Here is a 15,961-nt window from a genome sequence, read left to right on the forward strand (position 1 = left end):
CTGTTTTGCAGCCATCCCGAGCGCTCGAAATTCGTCCGCTCCGAAACCCGATTTCGCTGGAGCCTTTTTCCGGCTTTCCTGGGGTTTCCGCTACGTGATCTTGGGCAGCGGGACGCGGTCACCGACCTCGCCGTTGGCGTCGCGCAGTGACGGCGCTGCAAGCCCCTCACGCAGCAGCCAGCGGGCCAGTTCCAGCGTCTCAGCAATCTCGCCATCCGAGAGTCGAAGACCGTCGGGCTGCAGCCGCAACGCGATGACGCCGTTCCAGGCGCCCCACAGGTACTGGGTCAGTCGCATCGAGTCGACCTCGCGCGCCTCGCCCGCTTCGATCGCCTTGTCGATCTGCCCGGCGAAGCCGCGGAGCAGTCCCCCGATACGGTCACGGATCCGCGCCTCCACGTCGTCGTCCGACAGCCGGATCACGCCCGGGTTCCGGTACGCCAGGAAGTGGAAGGCACCTGGATGCTCCAGATGGAACTTCAGGTAGGCGTCCCCGCCGGCCAGGACGCGCTGCAGGGGTGTCATCGACGGGTCGTCGCTGCGCTCCATGTAGTCGGCGAACAGCACCAGTGCGCGTTCGACGAGGTGCAGGTAGACGCCGCGCTTGCCGTCGAAGTGCGTGTAGATCGAGCCCACGGACATGTCGGCCGCCTCGGCGATCTCCTCCAGACGCGCCGTCTCGTACCCCTCCCGGCCGAACACGGCCTCGGCGGCGTCGAGGATCGCTCCGCGGGTGCGGGCGCGCCTGCGGTCCGCACGGGCCGCCGCACTGGCGGCACGGGCTTCGGAATCGGCAGCGGGCACGCGGTCAGGATAGGTGAGCACGGAGATTGGAATCTCATTCAAAAAATGAATCCACTTACAATTGTGCCTCTCGGCTGCAATTATGACGCCATGACCGAACACACCGATGTGGTCATTGTCGGCAGCCGCTGCGCCGGATCTGCCGCCGCGATCACATTTGCCAACAAGGGCGTGCGGGTGATTGCCCTAGACAGCGCCGCGTTCCCCTCGGACACGCTGTCCACGCATCTGTTCTTCCCCAACCACTGGGCCGAGATCGAACTGCTGGGCGCCCTGGATCGCGTGCGCGCCCTCGGTGCTCCCCTGCACACCCACGCGGGTGTGGGTGCGCCGGGCGTCAGCCTGGTCGGCCCGTACAACCCGTACGGGACGCTGGCCGCCGGAGCATGTGTCCGCAGACCGGGCCTGGACCTGGCGCTCGTCGAGACCGCCCGGGCCGCGGGCGCCGAGATCCGCGAGCACACCCGCGTCACCGACGTCCTGTTCGACGCGAGCGGACGCGCCGTCGGCGTCGCGTACCGGAGACGCGACGGCACGGAGTCGATCATCAAGGCGTCGCTGGTCGTGGGCGCCGACGGCAGGCGGTCAACTGTGGCCCGCCTGGTCGGCGCGCGTGCCCACCACAGCTGGGACAACCAGCGCATGATGGCGTTCGCGTACTACGAGGATCCCCGAGAAGACCTGCGGCACATCGCCATGCAGTGGCGCAACAATGACGATCTTGGCACCGCGTTTCCGTGCGACGGCGGTCAGCTCGTGGCCCTGCTGATGCCGCCGGTGACTCGCTCCGACGAATTCCGCGCGGACGCCCAAGCCGCGTTCGACGCCGGGATCGCTCGAATCCCCTCGCTGGCCGAGCGGCTCGAGGGCTGCACTCGGACCAGTCGGGTCCTGGTCTCGTACTCACATCCGTCGTACTTCCGCCATTCCCACGGCCCCGGCTGGGCGTTGGCCGGGGACGCTGGACACTTCAAGGATCCCGTTACGGCACAAGGCATTCGCGATGCACTGCGGTTCGGCCGACTACTGGCCGAGGCCACCGCGCCCCACCTCGACGACCCCGCGGCGCTGGACGCCGCGCTGGCGGACTGGGAACGTGACCGCGACGAGCAGTGCCTGGCGATGTATCAGTGGGCCAACGGCCTGGGACGCGGCGACACCGTCTCGCCCATCGAGTTCGCGGCCTACCGGTGGCTGGCTTCACAGCCCGGCGGGCCCACCGAACTGCTCGACGTGTTCTCCCGAAAGCGCGCTCCGGCAGAGGTTTTCACCGTCCCGCGGCTCGTGCGCTGGATTCGCGCCGCGGTGCACGACCCCAACGTCGACGGCCGAGGGCTGCTGCGCACGGTCCGCCGCGACCTGGCCCGCGAGGCGTCCCGTGCCGGCGAGCAACGGCTGTTCCGGCTGCGGCGTGCGCTCTCGGCGAGACGGGGCGGTGAGGTTCAGCCGGAGCAGACGTCGGGTGCGTCACCGCGCAGTGGCGTGTCGACGGGGACCGTGTAGGTCACCACCACCTGCGCGTCGTGGTCGGTGTCGTTGGCGACGCGGTGCGGAACTCCGGCGGGAATGAACACCACCTGCCCGTCGGTGAACACGCTGACCGCGCATCCGTCGGCGGTCTGCAGGGCGACGGCGCCGGCGTTGATCACCGAATACTCCGGGCCCGGATGGGTGTGCCAGCCACTGCTGGCGCCCGGCTTGAGCACGAGGTCCTGGACGATCAGATTCGATGCGGCGCCGTCGGTCACGATCGACACCGGGGCTTGGGTCGTGCCCTGAGCCAGGTCGGTGCGGACCACCTCGCCTTCGGCGGGGGTGGCGTGCGCGGTCGTCGCGACGAGCAACGGAGCGCAGACGGCGGTCAGGACGGCGCTGGGGGCGAGCAGATGGCGTCGGATACTCACCCGTTCACTGTGCGCGAACAGCACCGATTCCGCTGACTTACGCCTCGGATTCCTCGTCGGCCTCGTCGAGTGCGGTCACCGGAATGCCGTACGGCAGGAACCGCACCTTGCGTTTCGGATCGGTGTTCTGCTTGTTGGAGCGCAGTGCCTCGAGTTCGGTCGCATAGACCTGCTCGACGGTCGCGACACCACCGTCGTCGACGATGAAGATCGCCCACACCCCGGCACCGGTGTCGCCGGTGGTCTCCGGTTCCGGCCGTGACCTGCGGCCGAACTCGTCGAACAGCACGCTCCAGCCGGCGCGCTCACCCGTCGACTCGAAGATCTTGCCGACGGCGTCACGCAGCCCCTCCCCGGCCTCGCGCACGATCCGGTCCAGATCTTCGGGGTCGAATCCAAACGGCCCGTTGTTGCTCATCGCAGCCTCCACGACGGAAATCTCCCCGCACCCACTGCGGTCCCACCAGTGTGCGTGAAATCGCCGATGCGTGCCAGGAGCCTCAGGGCTGCTGCGGTTGCCCGGGCACCGGGATGGGGATCGGTGGGAGGCCCGGGATGTTGAGGTGCGTGGTGGTGATCGGCGGCGGTGTCCGCGTGGTGGTCGTGGTCGGAGGCGTCGTCGTCGTGGTCGGCGGCGTGGTGGTGGTGGTCGTGGCCGTCGTTGTGGTCGTCGTTGTGGTCGTGGTTGTCGTGGGTTCGGTCGTCGTCGTGGTCGTCGTGGTCTCCGGCGGCGGAGCGACCGTCGTGACGGGAGGCGGGGGCGGCGGCGCCGGTTCCTGCGTCACCGTCACCACCGGGGGCTCCTCGGGCGCGGGCGGCGGAGGTGGCGGCGGTTCGACCGTCGTGGACAACACCGGCATCTGGACCGTGGTCGGCGTCGTGGTCTCGCTGCTCGGGGTGGACTGCGTGGTCAGGGAGTAGGCGACGCCACCGATGGCCACGAGACCGACCAGGGCCGCACCGCCGATCGCCAGTTGAGGAAGTCGGAACCAGGGGCGCGCGGGCTCGTCGATCTCGCCGACCGCGGGCGTGTACTGGATCTGCGGTCGCGCCCCGGTCTCGTCGATGGCGTACGGATTGGGTCCGGAGTAGTCGGGGCCGGCATACGGCAGCGGCTCGGCGACGGAGTCGTCGTCCTGCGACCAGGCCAACGCGCGGAAGGTTGACGATCCGGGCGCGTCGTCGGCGACGGCAGCGGCACCCGCCCCGAGGAATCCCGCGGTGGCCGCGTCGCCCACCGCGGTGGCGATGCCCGTCGGCGCGTCGGCGTCGGGTCCGCGGGCGGCGATCAGGGCGGCACCGACCACCGCGTCGAGGTCGGGTCGCGGCGTGGTCACCACCGGCACCTGTGCACGCTCGGAAAGTCGTTGGGTGACATAGGGAATGCTGGCTCCGCCGCCGATCGTCGCGACCGCGGCGATGTTCGACCACACCAGCCGGTGCCTGTCCAACTGCTCGTCGACGGCCGCGAGCACCCCGTCGAGCTGGGGTGCGATCGCGGCCTCCAACTCGGCCCGCGTCACGCGGACCTCGGACTGGAATCCCGGCAGGTCCACCGGCACGGTGGTGGCCGTGTCCGCCGACAACCGCTCCTTGGCGCGCCGGCATTCGTCACGCAGCCTGGCCAGTGAACCGACTGCGGCTGTGGCCGAGGGGTCCGCGTCGCCGCGGTTCGCGATCCCGGCCAGGACCGTGGTCAGCAGGGCCTGATCGATCTGATCGCCCGAGAAGTCCGGGTGGCGCACCGTCTCACCGAGCGGGGTGAACCCCTTTCCGGCGTCGGCCAGCGTGATGCTCGTGCCGCTGGCGCCGAAGTCCAGCAGGGCCACGACTCCGTGCGCGGTCAGGCCGGGGTTGGCCTGCAACGCGGTCAACGCGGTGTTGGCGTCTGAGATCACGCGCGGTGCCACCCCGTTGGGCGCCAGCCTGCGATCGGAGCGCAGGGCGGCGCTGAGCGCGCGAACCGCGGCGGGACTCCAGTACGCGGGCACCGCGACCACGAGGTCGTTGGAGGGGGCGGCGACCCCCGCGGCGAGCGCCATGGCGGCGAGTGCCTCCAGCAGCAGTCGATCCGCACTGTGGCTGGACCCGTCCGGGGCCACCAGGGGCACCGGGTCGCCGACGCGTTCGACGAAGCCGCGCAGCACCAGGCCGGGCTCGTTGAGGTTGGGATTCTCCGAGGGCAGGCCCACTTCGGGCGCGCGGTGGGGATAGAGGGTCAGCACGGCGCGGCGCGTCACCGGGGGAACTCCGACACGCGCCGCGACCAGGTTGGTCGTCCCGATAGACAACCCGAGTGGGTCGGACACTGAATACACCTTGCGTCGTTACAGGGGCTGCGGCCAGTCACCCACCCTAGCGGCAGTCGCAGATTACGGGCGGTGCCACACGAACGGGATGTCGGCCATCGTCGTGAATCCCGCCGCGGCCGCGCACACCCCAGGCACCGCGTTGACGGCCTGCATCGCGGTGGCGACACTGGCCGACTGGACGTGCTCGGCCAGCGGCACGTCGCGGACGAAGCTGGCCAACGTCATCACATGCGTCCGCACCGACGGCGTGCCCTCGATGGTGATGGTCCAGCCGTGCTGCGGGGTGGGCCAGTGGGCGGGTTGCCGTTCGGCGACCGTCCACAGTGTCTCGACCTCGACGCGCGTGGCGCCCGCGCTGCGCCCCGACCAGCGCCAGCGCTGCCCTGCGACGGTGCCAGCCTGCAGGGTTCGGCCGAAGACGTCTCGGTCTGCGCTGGCCGGGATCACCTCGAGGTCGGTGACCACCTCGTCCAGGTCCGCCCCCAGGGTGTCGCCCAGAAGCCAGACCTGTTGGCGGAAAAGATCGCTGGTGAATCGCAGGCTCTCGACCTGTTCGGTGACCTCGTCCGGCGGTGCACCGAAGCGCATCTGGTCGAACGTGATGTCGACGCTGTCGTACATGGACCAGTCGGCGCGTTCCTGCACGGTGACGCGCTCGATCTCGCGGCACATGCCGGAGAGCGCCAGCGGCACAATCACTCCGAGGTTCCCGGGATTCAGCCCGGTGCCGTGCAGCGATGTGCCACCGGTGCGGCAGGCGCTGAGAAGGCGGTCGCGGTCGACGGCGTCCATGCGCGCCGGATGGAACGCGAACGACGTGGTGACGACGTTGACGCCCGCCGACAGCAGCCGGCACACCTCGTCGACGGACGGCGTCCGTGGGGTGTAGAGCACGCAGTCGGCCTCGGCCAGAAGGTCTTCGACGTTCAATGCGGCCCGGACGCCGACGTCGGCTCGGCCGATGAGTTCGCCGGCGTCGAGTCCCGCCTTGGCGTCGGTGTACACCTTCACCCCGGCCAGCGTGAGGTCGGAACGATCGAGTATGCCGCGCAGCGCTTCTCGGCCCACCGCGCCAGTGCCCCACTGCAGAACGCGGTACGTCATGGCGTCAGACGACGGTCAGCGGCAGGGACTTGCGCGGTTCGAAAGCGAAATCGGCGCCGCCGCTGAACTTCACCACCTCGACTTCGGACTGCACCTTGGTTGCGGTGTCGCCGACGGTCAGTTCCAGCGTCCAGTCGGTGTCGGTGCCGTCGACGTGCGGGACCACGAAGGGGTCGGCGGCCGTGGCGATGGCCTGCAGCGCCTTCGTCGAACCGGGTCCGCACAGCGAGATCCAGGCTCCGTCGTCGTGGGCCGCGCTGCGGTGGACCAGCATGCGGTCGCCGGTGAACTCGGCGTCGACGTAGCCGTTCGGGTTGACCAGCGGATGCAGTTCAAGGGTCCGCAGCACACCCTCGACGCCGCCGGGGAGCTTGAGCGCCTTGTGGATCCGCTCGGCGGCGATACCGGCGAGTCCGATCAGCTGTTTGGTGCAGATCTCGCGGGCCTGATCGGCGTCGGTGGCCCGGGCGTTGACCGCGAGCACGAACGACAGGTTCAGCAGGTGCATCTCCAGGCAGACCTCGTCGGCGATGCGCACCAGCGCCGACTTCGAGAAGCCGGCGAAGTCGAAGTCGCTCACGAGCGGGCCGGAGTAGTCCGAGTGTCCCTCGTCAGCGGTGTCGATGGGCGCCAGCGGCCATGTGGCCGCCCTGGTCTTCTCGATGATCTGCAGTGGCGGCAGGCCCGACACCTCGGGATTCGACGCGTCGATGGACACGGTCCAGGCGCAGTGCGGGTGCCGGTCCGCCGGCGTGCGGGGCGGGCGGTGGATGGGTCGGATCTGGGCCCGCGCGTTGGTGGCGACGGCCGTCGCATCGAAGGTCGGATCCTCGATGTCGTGGCACATTCCGCGCACGTAGTCCTCGCCCATGGGTTCGACGTCGAGCAGGGCGCCGCAGTGGTCCAGGTGGAACTCGCCGTGGTACGGGTCATGGATGACGTACCGGAAGTCCATGAACTGTGGCGGGGCGCCGATGTCGAGTTGCATGCCCTTGAAGATCGTCGGAACGTCGTCGCCTTCGAACTTCAGCGCCCGCTGGAGGCGCTTGGTGTAGATCGGGCTGGCTCCGGCCCACTCCTCGATGGCGATCTGCAGCATCTCCTCGCGGCCGAAACTGCTGATGCACCAGGCCATTCCGGATCGATCGATCATCTGGCCGATGAGCAGCAGTTCGGGCACCAGCGTGGCCAGTTCGGCACGCGACAACGAAGCGAAGCGACTGGGGGCTGTAGTCACGCTTTAAACATAGAGTCGTCAATGTTATAAAGTCAACGATGACAAGTTCGGCTTCGTCGGCCGTGCCGACCCGTCGCACCACCGCGCCCCGAAAGCGCGGCGATGACACCCGCGCGAAGATCATCGACGAGACCGTGCGCTGCGTGGTCGAAGAGGGTTTCCCCGCCGCGACCGCCAAGCATGTCGCCGAACGCGCGGGCGTCACCTGGGGCGTCATCCAGTACCACTTCGGGGATCGCAACGGACTGCTCATGGCCGTCGTCGACGACGGCGTCGCACGCCTCATCGACAGCCTCTCGACGGCCGACGTCTCCGGCCTGCCACTGCAGGCGCGCATCGAGACCGTCGTCGACATCGCCTGGGAGTGCTATCGGAGCCCGACGTCGATGGCCGCGTTCGAGATCCTGCAGTCCACCAGGGGCAGCCTCGGCGAATCGTCACACCGGCATCTGTTGGACATGAACGACGCGATCAACAGTCTGGGCCGGCTGATCTCCGAGGATCCCGCGGATCACGAAGTCGCTCAGGTCATCTGGGCAGCTCTTCGCGGCATGGTGCTGGCCGGCATGGCGATCGGGGCGCCCATCGAGTGGCAGCGGGAACGAGCCACCCTGGTGCAGATGGCGACGGTGTTCCTTCAGAATTCAGCGAGATCCGGGAAGAAGAGGGTCTGACCGGGCGGCGGTGGTTGGTCCACCGCGAGGTGGTTGGCGGCCGCGATCAGCCCCTTCAGAAGCGGGTCGCCGTACCACCGCTGGCTCATCTGTTCCCAGGTCTCGAACTCCTCGACGACGTGGCGGCGGTTCAGGGCGGGCCGAATCAATTTCTGGCCGACTTCGATGTCATCCAGTGTCGCAAGGTGATTGGCGTACTCGATCAGGACGTCGCAGCGCTCGTCGTTGTACCAGCGGATCGCGAACCCTCGGAGGGTGTCGCCGGGGTAGACGATGTGGTGGCTGACGTTGACCAGGTCGGGAATCAGCAGGTGTTGGCCTGGGATGAGAAGGTAGGGCGCTGCAATGTGGTTCGCGGCGGCCAGCATGGGGAACATCGCAACGTCGCCGTAGTGCAACTCCGCGAGGTCGAAGAGGGTGTCGGATTCGGAGACCAGGTGCCGCCGGGTGATGTACGGGACGAGCAGGTCCTGGCCCACGACCAGCTTGTCCGAGGGGGCCAGTCCGTTCGCCGCGGCCAGCGCTGCTGCGAGTTCGGGATCAGCGAAGAACCGTCGGGCCAGTGAGCGGAGGGTGTCGCCACTGGCGACATGGTGCAGAGATGCCATCTGATCAGATTCGATCCTTGGGTGGCTGCTGAGCACGCGTAGTCGACTACGCACCTTCGCCCCGGCGAAGGTGCGGCGTGTGCTGCAATGTTGGCCATGGGCGATCTGGAAGACATCAAGCGGGTCAAGTACCGCTACCTACGCGCGTTGGACACCAAGAAGTGGGAGGAGTTCGCGGGCACCCTCACCGAGGACATCGTCGGCGACTACGGTTCGTCCGTCGGCGAGGAGCACCACTTCACCGACCGGGAATCGCTGGTGGCCTACATGCGCGCGTCCCTGCCGCCCAACGTGATCACCGAACATCGGGTCACTCACCCCGAGATCACGGTCGACGGCGATGAGGCGACCGCGACGTGGTACCTGCAGGACCGGGTGATGGTGCCGGACTTCGATTTCATGTTGATCGGGGCGGCCTTCTACAACGATCGGTACCGGCGCACCGCCGACGGGTGGCGGATCAGCGCCACGGGATACGAGCGCACCTACGAGGCGACGATGTCTCTGAAGGGTCTCGACTTCAAGCTGACGCCGGGCGCCGCGCTGGACTGATCCCCCCCGCGACAGGTCTGGGGTCCCCCGCGAGAGGCCGTGTTTGTACGCCGACGCGCCGTGTTCGGCGTACAAACACGGCCCCTCACTGCTGCTTGGTGACGGCGATCATCGCGCCGGGCCGCAGCCAGCGCATGATCTCCACGAGCTTGCCGTCGTCGAGCGCCACACATCCCGCGGTGGCGCCGCCGTCGGTGGTGTGCACGAAGAACGCGCCGCCCTTGCCGGGCACGCGTTCCTTGTTCACGCCCATGACAATCGCGTGCTTGTACTGCGGGATGTGCAGATTCTCGGTGCCGCTGCTGGGGTTGGTGTTGAAGGCGCACTGGTCCTTCTTGCAGACCTGCATCAGGTTGTAAGTCGGGCTCTTCATATCGCCGTCCCACCAGTGGTCGGGCGTGACCTGGACGTACTGCAGTCCACCGCCCGGATTAGGAGCTGTGCCGAACGCGAAGTCCAGGGTGTAGACACCCATCGGCGTCATCATTGAGCCGTCGAAGTGGTCCTTCGACATGCCCTTGGCCCCGATCTTGGCCGGGATCGCCGCTGCCGCCAGTTGCCAGCCCGCGGCGCCGCGCTGCCACACCTCCAACTGGGCGTCCGAGCCGCCGGTGCCGACGACCGACAGCACCTGCGTGGCGTTGCCGACGCTGTTGGCGAACCACGGCGTGAACTCGGCATGGGCGGTCGGTGCGGCGACGAATGCCAGGCAGGCAGCGATGAGCACACTGAGCAGACGGCGTGCGTGGTTCATGGTGTCCCCATCGTCTCCCACCCCCTCCGCGACCGGCCGGGTTTGTACGCCGACACGCCGTGTTCGGCGTACAAACCCGGCCGGCCAGGGGGTGGTGCGGGGGTGTCCTCCTTGGCTGCGGGTCGCAATTGTCCAGCTAGGGCGGCTGCACTCCGCCAAATCACTGAATAGCGCCCCAGCAAAATCCGGTTACGATCGCAGGATGTCCGATGCGCCGTTTGGGGGGCTGCCGCCGGCACCGGGAACTCCCCAACCCCACACAGGCATGACCCACGCCGCCCGCACGCCCATTGCGCCCCCTCCATGGCCGCCCCAGGGGCCACCTCCCGCGCGTCGCCCGTCCCGGTTGCCGCTTGTACTGGTGTCGCTGCTGGCGGTGGCCGCACTGGCTGTGGCTATTGCGTCGTGGTTTCGGCCTGCGCCTGCCGAGGATGACTCGACTGCGCCCCAGTACAGCGAGCAGGAGATCGCGGATGCGAACGCCGCTGTGTGCGATGCGTACCACGTGGTTTACGCAGCACTCACGACTGCATCATCAAGGATCAGCACGGACCCGACAGATACCTTCGTACTATCGGTCGAACTCAAGTTGGCCCTCCATGCGTCAGGTGACTATCTGAATTCCGCGCTCCGTAAGAATCCAGCAACGCCTCAAGCCCTAGCAGCGGCCATCAACAAACTCGCCGATACATACCACCGCGCAATCTTGGACCAACTGGCTGACGCTCCAGCCGCCGACATCGAATCGCGCAGGGCCGACATCAGGTCGGCTGAGTTAGCCGTAAGGCGCGAATGCGGTGTTTGATGTTCCCGGCGGCCCGTGGGCTAAGCCCATTGTGGGTCCACATTGGCCAAGCGAAGCAGCAGTCACTGCCGCCGCAAACTCGTCACGTAATCGAGCGTCGAACCAGACGCTCCTTGAAGATTACGGGCTCCAGCTTGGTGTTACGCGAACTGGCGTTTTGGGCCCCCTCAGCGGTGTCACTGCGGACGCGACCCGGTCTGCATTTCAGAACGGGGAGACCCACTCGAATGATGTGTCACGGCGAAACGGCATCAAGAAAGCCGCTTATTCATCGGCCGCCAGCGAGCTCGAGGGCTTGAGATCGGAGCTGAGACAGGTCGCGGCAGACGCCGACAAGGAAATTTCTGGCATAGCGCAGTCCAAGAAACCGCTGCCTCAGAAGATCGCTGAGATAACTGCGGCGATTGAGAAGCACTCGGAATACGCTGCACACAGGGCAAGTCAACGTGCAGATTCAATGTTGAACTCGCTACGCGAGGTACTACTTACGCAGGGAGATCAACGAACGCCGGAAGAATTTGCAAGGGCGAACGGCATCGACATCGGCAAGCCTCCACCGCAGACTCAAAACGACATTCGCTCGTTCGTAGAGAAGAATCTCGCCGATTCATCGCAGCTGCCTCGGAGTCCGATCCGACAAGACCCGTTGACTGACAACGTCTTAGCGATGTCCGATAAGACAGACCAGGTTGCGCAGCCGATGCCGTCGCCAACACAAGACCTGACTGACTCGTCCCTAACTCGCTCAGGCGAATACAGCAACACCGTGAGCAATGTGGCGCCTGCACCGGATCAACTAACCACGAGTGCATTGCCCGCCGCCCTCCCCGACGCCACCCCAATCACCTCCCCCACGGCACCCACCGCCCCAACTATCCCAACCACAGGCACCACGCTCCCGTCCGCCAACGTCAGCGCACCCGTGGCGCCGTCGACCCCCAGCATCCCTACCGCCCCAACAACTTTCGGACCGCAACAGTTCACCGACAGTTTCACCAGGGGCATGGACATGGGGACGCCGTTGTCCACCAGCACAGAAGCGCTCACTCAGAACGTGATGGACACCGCGTTCCACCCGACGCCCCCGACGCAACCAGACTTCGCGCCCTCCACGAGCAATTACTCACCGCCGACCGTCCCCTCGTCGGGTCACGCCATCTTCGACGCACCCGCAACAAGCGTCGAGCCGGCGCAGGCCACCGAGTCCTCGACGCTGTACGCCGCCCCAGTCGCGCCCGTCGCCGCTGCACCGATCGCACCGGCAGGCCCCGTCGTACCGAGCACCACACTCCCTGCTTACGGCGCCGACCTCCGACCACCCGTCGCCGCCACGCCCGCACCACCCCCGCCACTTGCCGCCGCCCCCACATCAGCCCCGGTCAATCCGTCGGCAGGCGCAGGCGCACTCAACCAGCAGGCCGTCGTGCGCCAACAACCCACCGCGGCAACGCCACCCGTCACACCGACGGGTCTCACCGAGGCCGCCTTCGCAACGTCTGCAGGTGCCGTCGCCGGCGCCACCTCCGCGGAAGCCGCCAAACGAACCAGACTGCAGGATCTGCTCGAAGCCGTCGCCCGTCAGGAACCGAAGCTGCGCTGGGCCATTGGCGAACGTGAGGACGGCATCACGGTCTTGGTCACCGACCTCGCCAGCGGGTGGATACCTCCGCACGTCGAAATCCCCACAGGAACAACAGTTCTGCTACCAGAGCGTCGAGCGGCAAGCTTGGGGTCCCTGCTCCCCGACACCGAGATCGTCGAAAGCTGGAGCCCAGGCCAGTTTCTCCCGGACGCCAAAGACGTTGAGCAGGTGCCGATGTCGATCCGATCCCGCGATCTTCCCCAGGTGGACGACCTCAACTGGGAGCTGACACAGGCCGCCAACTGGCGTGACGGTCTGCCGAGACTGGCCCACACTCTCGCCAAGGCGGGGGTCGCGGGCACCGGCATCCTCGACACCGAAGCTGAACTCCTGCGCGAACACCTCCACGCCCAGGCGCAGAAGGTGCTCGCAACCTACCCCAACGCCGACCCCCAGGAGATCGGCAACTGGCAACTGCTGGCCGCGATCGACGCTCTGATCGCCGGCCGGAAGACCACCGTGAACTACCATTTCGCCTGGTTCCAGGCATTGCAGGGGGGACGATGACCGGCGAGATCGAATACGACGGGCACAGCTACTCCGCGGCGGACATCGTGCCGCCTCCACCCGGGATCACTCCCGACATGATTGGCCCGACAACGGTCTGGGTCGAGCAGATCCTGGCCGCGCTGATCGCCGCCGCCAACGGTGACGACCCCAAAGACATCGCCGACCTGCAGAAGGGCTACGCCGAACGCCAAGCGCTGACCAAAGACGCCCTCACGAAGTTCCCCGAGAACGAGGCGAAGTCGCAGGCGCAGTTGCAGGAGGTCAGCAAGATGGCCGAGCAGATTCCGCAGATGGCCAGCGGCATCGCCGGCGGACTCGCGGGGGCGTTGGGTGGTGCCCTGAAGCCGCTGACCGAGATGCCCCAGCAACTCGCCCAGTCCATCCAGGGTTTCCTGCAGCAGGGAATGGGCGATCTCGGGGATGGGGCTGCGGAGATCGGCCCGGAGGCTTTCGATGCCGCCGCATGGGATGAGATGGGCGGCGGCGCAGAAGGTTTGGAGGATGCCGGAGGAGCCGGCGGCGGTGGCGGTGGCGGCACGACGCCGATGTCGATGCTCGGCCCGGCAGCACCTCCCGGGGCGTCGACGACACCCACGTCGGCCCGTGCCGGTTCGATCCCGTCCGCCCCGGCGGCACCAGTCGCACCCACCGCCCCGGTCGGCGGAATGGGCGGCTACCCGATGATGCCGCCCGGCGCGATGCAGGGCGGCGGCGCCGGCGACAAGGACGACAAGACCGCCACCAAGAAGGTCTCCGTCCCGTCGGTCAAGAACGGCACACCGGTCACCGGCCGCGTCTCGGCGCCACCGACCGCGCCGACCGTCTCCAAGCAGGTCGAAGGCAAGACCGTCGCCACCCGTCGCATCGTGATTCCGAGCGACAAGAACTCCGGCAAATCCGCCGACGACCCCGGTTCCTGAATCGAGCAGCTAGCCTGGGTTGGATGACTCTGCCCTGGCAACGCAATCGCGGAATCCGACAGATCACCCAAGGCTTGGGAACCCTCGACCGCGAGGTGTTCGAAGCCATCGCCGACTCGCCCACACCACTGCTCGACACGATCATGCCGCCACTCACCCGCGCGGCCGACCACTCCAAGCTGTGGTTCGCGATTGCGGCGATTCTGATGTCTTCGGGCAACCCCGGCGCACGTCGTGGCGCGGCGCGGGGTGTCGCGACGCTCGGCGTCACCAGCATGGTGACCAACCAGGTGGCCAAACGGCTGTGGAAGCGTCCACGGCCGAACAGGACCTCGGTGCCCCTGCCCCGGCAGATCAAGCGGTTCCCGACGTCGAGTTCACTGCCCTCCGGACATTCGGCCAGCGCCGCGGCGTTCGCCGTTGCCGTCGGGCTGGAGAGTCCGGGACTGGGGTTGGCGCTGGCGCTGCTCGCCGGACTCGTCGGCCTGTCGCGGGTCGCGACGGGTGCGCACTACCCCGGCGACGTCGTGGCCGGCTTCGGCATCGGCGCAGGCATCGCGGTCCTCGGCGGCAGGCTTGTGCCGCCTGTCGTCGAGACGAGGCTGCCCCGCACCGAACCCCTCGTCGTCGACACTCCCGAACGGCCCGACGGCGCCGGCGTGGTCCTGGTGGTCAACCCCGCCTCGGGCAGCGGAACAGGCGCCCGTGTGCTCGGCGAGGTGCGCGAGGCACTACCGAGGGCCGAGATAGTCGAACTCGGCGAGGACGACGATCCCGAACAGATTCTGCGCGATGCCGCCGCGCGCGCCGAGGTGCTCGCGATCGCCGGGGGCGACGGCACGGTGTCCACGGCCGCGGCGGTGGCCATCGACGCCAAGCTTCCGTTGGCGGTGTTTCCCGCGGGGACGTTCAACCACTTCGCCAAGGACATCGGGTGCCCGACGGTGGCCGACACCGTCGGTGCCATCCGCGACGGCAGCGTGGTCTGCGTCGATCTGGTGTGCCTCAACGAGTCCCGCATGGTCGTCAACACGGCGAGCATCGGCGCGTACCCGTTCTTTGTGCAGACCCGCGAGAAGTTCGAACATCGACTGGGCAAGCCCGTCGCCGGGATCTACGCCATGCTGCACACGCTGCGCAAAGACGAGCCCGTCACCATCACGTACGACAACAAGACCCTGCAGACGTCGCTGTTCTTCCTCGGCAATTCGGTGTATCTGCCGGCCGGGTTCGCGCCATCGCGGCGCACCAGGATGGATGACGGACTGATCGATGTGCGGATCCTGGAGACCGGCCGCCCGCTCGCCCGCCTGCGGATCCTTGCCGCGTTGGCGTTCGGCCGTTTGGAGCGCAGCCCGCTGTACCACGAGATGCAGGTGCCGGAGTTCAGCTTCACGAGCGCCAACGGACCCATCGCCGTGGCCCGCGATGGCGAGGTCGGCGAGGAGTACGACGAGGCCACGTTCACGTCGATGTATCGAGTGCTGCCGGTCTTTCGGCCTCTGCCCTGAGCACCGGCAGGCACAGCAGGTAGTAGAGGTAGCCCAGCGCCCATCCGGCCAGCACATCGGACGGGTGATGGACGTTGAGCACCACCCTTGAGACGCCGATGGTCACCACAGCCACCGCACCCATGACGATGAGGGGCGTGCGCCACTGCGCGGCGACTCGGGGCAGAAACACCGTGAGCAGCGCCAGGACGCAGACCATCACACCCAGGGCGTGCCCGGACGGAAATGACGACGACGTCGCGTGAACCAACGCCGTTGACGGGCGCGGACGGTCCACGGCCTCCTTGACCACTTGAGTCAGGACTGCACTGAGTTCGACCGTGAGCAGTAGGAACACCGCCGTCCTGGCTTCGCGACGAACCGCGAACCAGACGATCAAACCCAGCGTGATCAGCCGGATCACCACCGGGCTGCCGATCAGGCTGACCCAGTCCCAGGCCCGCACCCAGCCGGGATTCTCGAGGCCGAAGTCGTTGAACGGCTGCAGCAGCCTCATGTCGAATTCATGCAGCCAGGCCCAGCTCAACAGGTAACCGACCAACATCACCACAAAGACCAGCGCCGACACCACTGCTGTCACTGCCGTCCGCGGGGTCACTCCTCACTCGTACCACAACGCTTGCG

15 protein-coding genes are annotated in these 15,961 nt (G+C 67.4%); 6 read left to right on the forward strand and 9 right to left on the reverse strand.

Translation table 11 applies throughout. The annotated features are described in order from the left end of the window. Positions 1 to 90 precede the first annotated feature (90 nt). Positions 91 to 804 carry a TetR/AcrR family transcriptional regulator gene (locus tag G6N34_RS21320; RefSeq protein ID WP_085151886.1) on the reverse strand — a complete coding sequence of 238 codons (714 nt, stop codon included), beginning with the start codon at positions 802 to 804 and terminating at the stop codon, positions 91 to 93. Between the two features lie 90 nt (positions 805 to 894). On the opposite strand from G6N34_RS21320, the gene G6N34_RS21325 reads away from it, so the two are divergent. Beyond that, a complete protein-coding gene (locus tag G6N34_RS21325) occupies positions 895 to 2,307 on the forward strand; it encodes an NAD(P)/FAD-dependent oxidoreductase (protein ID WP_085151753.1) in 1,413 nt (470 codons plus the stop codon). Here G6N34_RS21325 and G6N34_RS21330 read toward each other — a convergent pair. The 5 genes from G6N34_RS21330 to G6N34_RS21350 all read right to left on the reverse strand — a co-directional run bounded on the left by G6N34_RS21330 (position 2,247) and on the right by G6N34_RS21350 (position 7,361). Further along, positions 2,247 to 2,708, reverse strand: a complete 462-nt coding sequence (locus G6N34_RS21330; protein ID WP_085151887.1) for a cupin domain-containing protein — start codon at positions 2,706 to 2,708, stop codon at positions 2,247 to 2,249. The genes G6N34_RS21325 and G6N34_RS21330 overlap by 61 nt on opposite strands. A 37-nt stretch (positions 2,709 to 2,745) precedes the next feature. After that, positions 2,746 to 3,126, reverse strand: a complete 381-nt coding sequence (locus G6N34_RS21335) for an Rv0313 family protein (protein ID WP_085151754.1) — start codon at positions 3,124 to 3,126, stop codon at positions 2,746 to 2,748. 82 nt (positions 3,127 to 3,208) lie between these two features. Next, positions 3,209 to 5,017, reverse strand: a complete 1,809-nt coding sequence (locus G6N34_RS21340) for an Hsp70 family protein (RefSeq protein ID WP_085151888.1) — start codon at positions 5,015 to 5,017, stop codon at positions 3,209 to 3,211. A 63-nt stretch (positions 5,018 to 5,080) separates the two neighbouring features. Next, entirely contained in the window at positions 5,081 to 6,124 is a 1,044-nt protein-coding gene (locus G6N34_RS21345; protein WP_085151755.1) for an NAD(P)H-dependent amine dehydrogenase family protein, read from the reverse strand. Between the two features lie 4 nt (positions 6,125 to 6,128). Continuing rightward, complete coding sequence (locus tag G6N34_RS21350; protein ID WP_085151756.1) at positions 6,129 to 7,361, reverse strand: hypothetical protein; 1,233 nt, start codon at positions 7,359 to 7,361, stop codon at positions 6,129 to 6,131. Between the two features lie 38 nt (positions 7,362 to 7,399). Between G6N34_RS21350 and G6N34_RS21355 the strand changes: the two genes are divergently transcribed. Then, entirely contained in the window at positions 7,400 to 8,035 is a 636-nt protein-coding gene (locus G6N34_RS21355; protein ID WP_085151757.1) for a TetR/AcrR family transcriptional regulator, read from the forward strand. Here G6N34_RS21355 and G6N34_RS21360 read toward each other — a convergent pair. Further along, the gene (locus G6N34_RS21360) at positions 7,999 to 8,643 is read right to left on the reverse strand and encodes a LysM peptidoglycan-binding domain-containing protein (RefSeq protein WP_085151758.1); all 645 of its coding nucleotides are present in this window, start codon (positions 8,641 to 8,643) and stop codon (positions 7,999 to 8,001) included. The genes G6N34_RS21355 and G6N34_RS21360 overlap by 37 nt on opposite strands. A 96-nt stretch (positions 8,644 to 8,739) precedes the next feature. On the opposite strand from G6N34_RS21360, the gene G6N34_RS21365 reads away from it, so the two are divergent. After that, on the forward strand, positions 8,740 to 9,195 hold the full coding sequence (locus G6N34_RS21365; RefSeq protein WP_085151889.1) for a nuclear transport factor 2 family protein: 456 nt from the start codon (positions 8,740 to 8,742) through the stop codon (positions 9,193 to 9,195). An 85-nt stretch (positions 9,196 to 9,280) separates the two neighbouring features. On the opposite strand, the gene G6N34_RS21370 is transcribed toward G6N34_RS21365, so the two are convergent. Further along, the gene (locus G6N34_RS21370) at positions 9,281 to 9,949 is read right to left on the reverse strand and encodes a L,D-transpeptidase family protein (protein WP_085151759.1); all 669 of its coding nucleotides are present in this window, start codon (positions 9,947 to 9,949) and stop codon (positions 9,281 to 9,283) included. Positions 9,950 to 11,757: 1,808 nt separating this feature from the next. On the opposite strand from G6N34_RS21370, the gene G6N34_RS21375 reads away from it, so the two are divergent. From G6N34_RS21375 to G6N34_RS21385, 3 genes are read left to right on the forward strand one after another with little or no spacing between them, the layout of a single operon-like run. Further along, positions 11,758 to 12,903 carry a DUF5631 domain-containing protein gene (locus tag G6N34_RS21375; protein WP_109788460.1) on the forward strand — a complete coding sequence of 382 codons (1,146 nt, stop codon included), beginning with the start codon at positions 11,758 to 11,760 and terminating at the stop codon, positions 12,901 to 12,903. Further along, positions 12,900 to 13,826, forward strand: a complete 927-nt coding sequence (locus G6N34_RS21380) for a hypothetical protein (protein WP_085151762.1) — start codon at positions 12,900 to 12,902, stop codon at positions 13,824 to 13,826. The genes G6N34_RS21375 and G6N34_RS21380 overlap by 4 nt, the downstream gene beginning before the upstream one ends. A 23-nt stretch (positions 13,827 to 13,849) precedes the next feature. Then, complete coding sequence (locus G6N34_RS21385; protein ID WP_085151763.1) at positions 13,850 to 15,337, forward strand: bifunctional phosphatase PAP2/diacylglycerol kinase family protein; 1,488 nt, start codon at positions 13,850 to 13,852, stop codon at positions 15,335 to 15,337. Here the strand turns inward: G6N34_RS21385 and G6N34_RS21390 are convergent. After that, the gene (locus tag G6N34_RS21390; RefSeq protein ID WP_085151764.1) at positions 15,291 to 15,935 is read right to left on the reverse strand and encodes a phosphatase PAP2 family protein; all 645 of its coding nucleotides are present in this window, start codon (positions 15,933 to 15,935) and stop codon (positions 15,291 to 15,293) included. The two genes, G6N34_RS21385 and G6N34_RS21390, sit on opposite strands and share 47 nt — an antisense overlap. Positions 15,936 to 15,961: the final 26 nt, after the last annotated feature.

The sequence above is a fragment of the Mycolicibacterium confluentis genome, from assembly GCF_010729895.1.
In the GTDB taxonomy this organism is placed as follows: domain Bacteria; phylum Actinomycetota; class Actinomycetes; order Mycobacteriales; family Mycobacteriaceae; genus Mycobacterium; species Mycobacterium confluentis.

What these genes read in the sequence shown, in the direction of transcription:
- G6N34_RS21385 (WP_085151763.1), top strand. Translation starts at nt 13,850, where the DNA reads ATGACTCTGCCCTGGCAACGCAATCGCGGAATCCGACAGATCACCCAA.
- G6N34_RS21335 (WP_085151754.1), bottom strand. Translation starts at nt 3,126, where the DNA reads ATGAGCAACAACGGGCCGTTTGGATTCGACCCCGAAGATCTGGACCGG.
- G6N34_RS21370 (WP_085151759.1), bottom strand. Translation starts at nt 9,949, where the DNA reads ATGAACCACGCACGCCGTCTGCTCAGTGTGCTCATCGCTGCCTGCCTG.
- G6N34_RS21365 (WP_085151889.1), top strand. Translation starts at nt 8,740, where the DNA reads ATGGGCGATCTGGAAGACATCAAGCGGGTCAAGTACCGCTACCTACGC.
- G6N34_RS21345 (WP_085151755.1), bottom strand. Translation starts at nt 6,124, where the DNA reads ATGACGTACCGCGTTCTGCAGTGGGGCACTGGCGCGGTGGGCCGAGAA.
- G6N34_RS21360 (WP_085151758.1), bottom strand. Translation starts at nt 8,643, where the DNA reads ATGGCATCTCTGCACCATGTCGCCAGTGGCGACACCCTCCGCTCACTG.
- G6N34_RS21375 (WP_109788460.1), top strand. Translation starts at nt 11,758, where the DNA reads ATGGACATGGGGACGCCGTTGTCCACCAGCACAGAAGCGCTCACTCAG.
- G6N34_RS21325 (WP_085151753.1), top strand. Translation starts at nt 895, where the DNA reads ATGACCGAACACACCGATGTGGTCATTGTCGGCAGCCGCTGCGCCGGA.
- G6N34_RS21380 (WP_085151762.1), top strand. Translation starts at nt 12,900, where the DNA reads ATGACCGGCGAGATCGAATACGACGGGCACAGCTACTCCGCGGCGGAC.
- G6N34_RS21355 (WP_085151757.1), top strand. Translation starts at nt 7,400, where the DNA reads ATGACAAGTTCGGCTTCGTCGGCCGTGCCGACCCGTCGCACCACCGCG.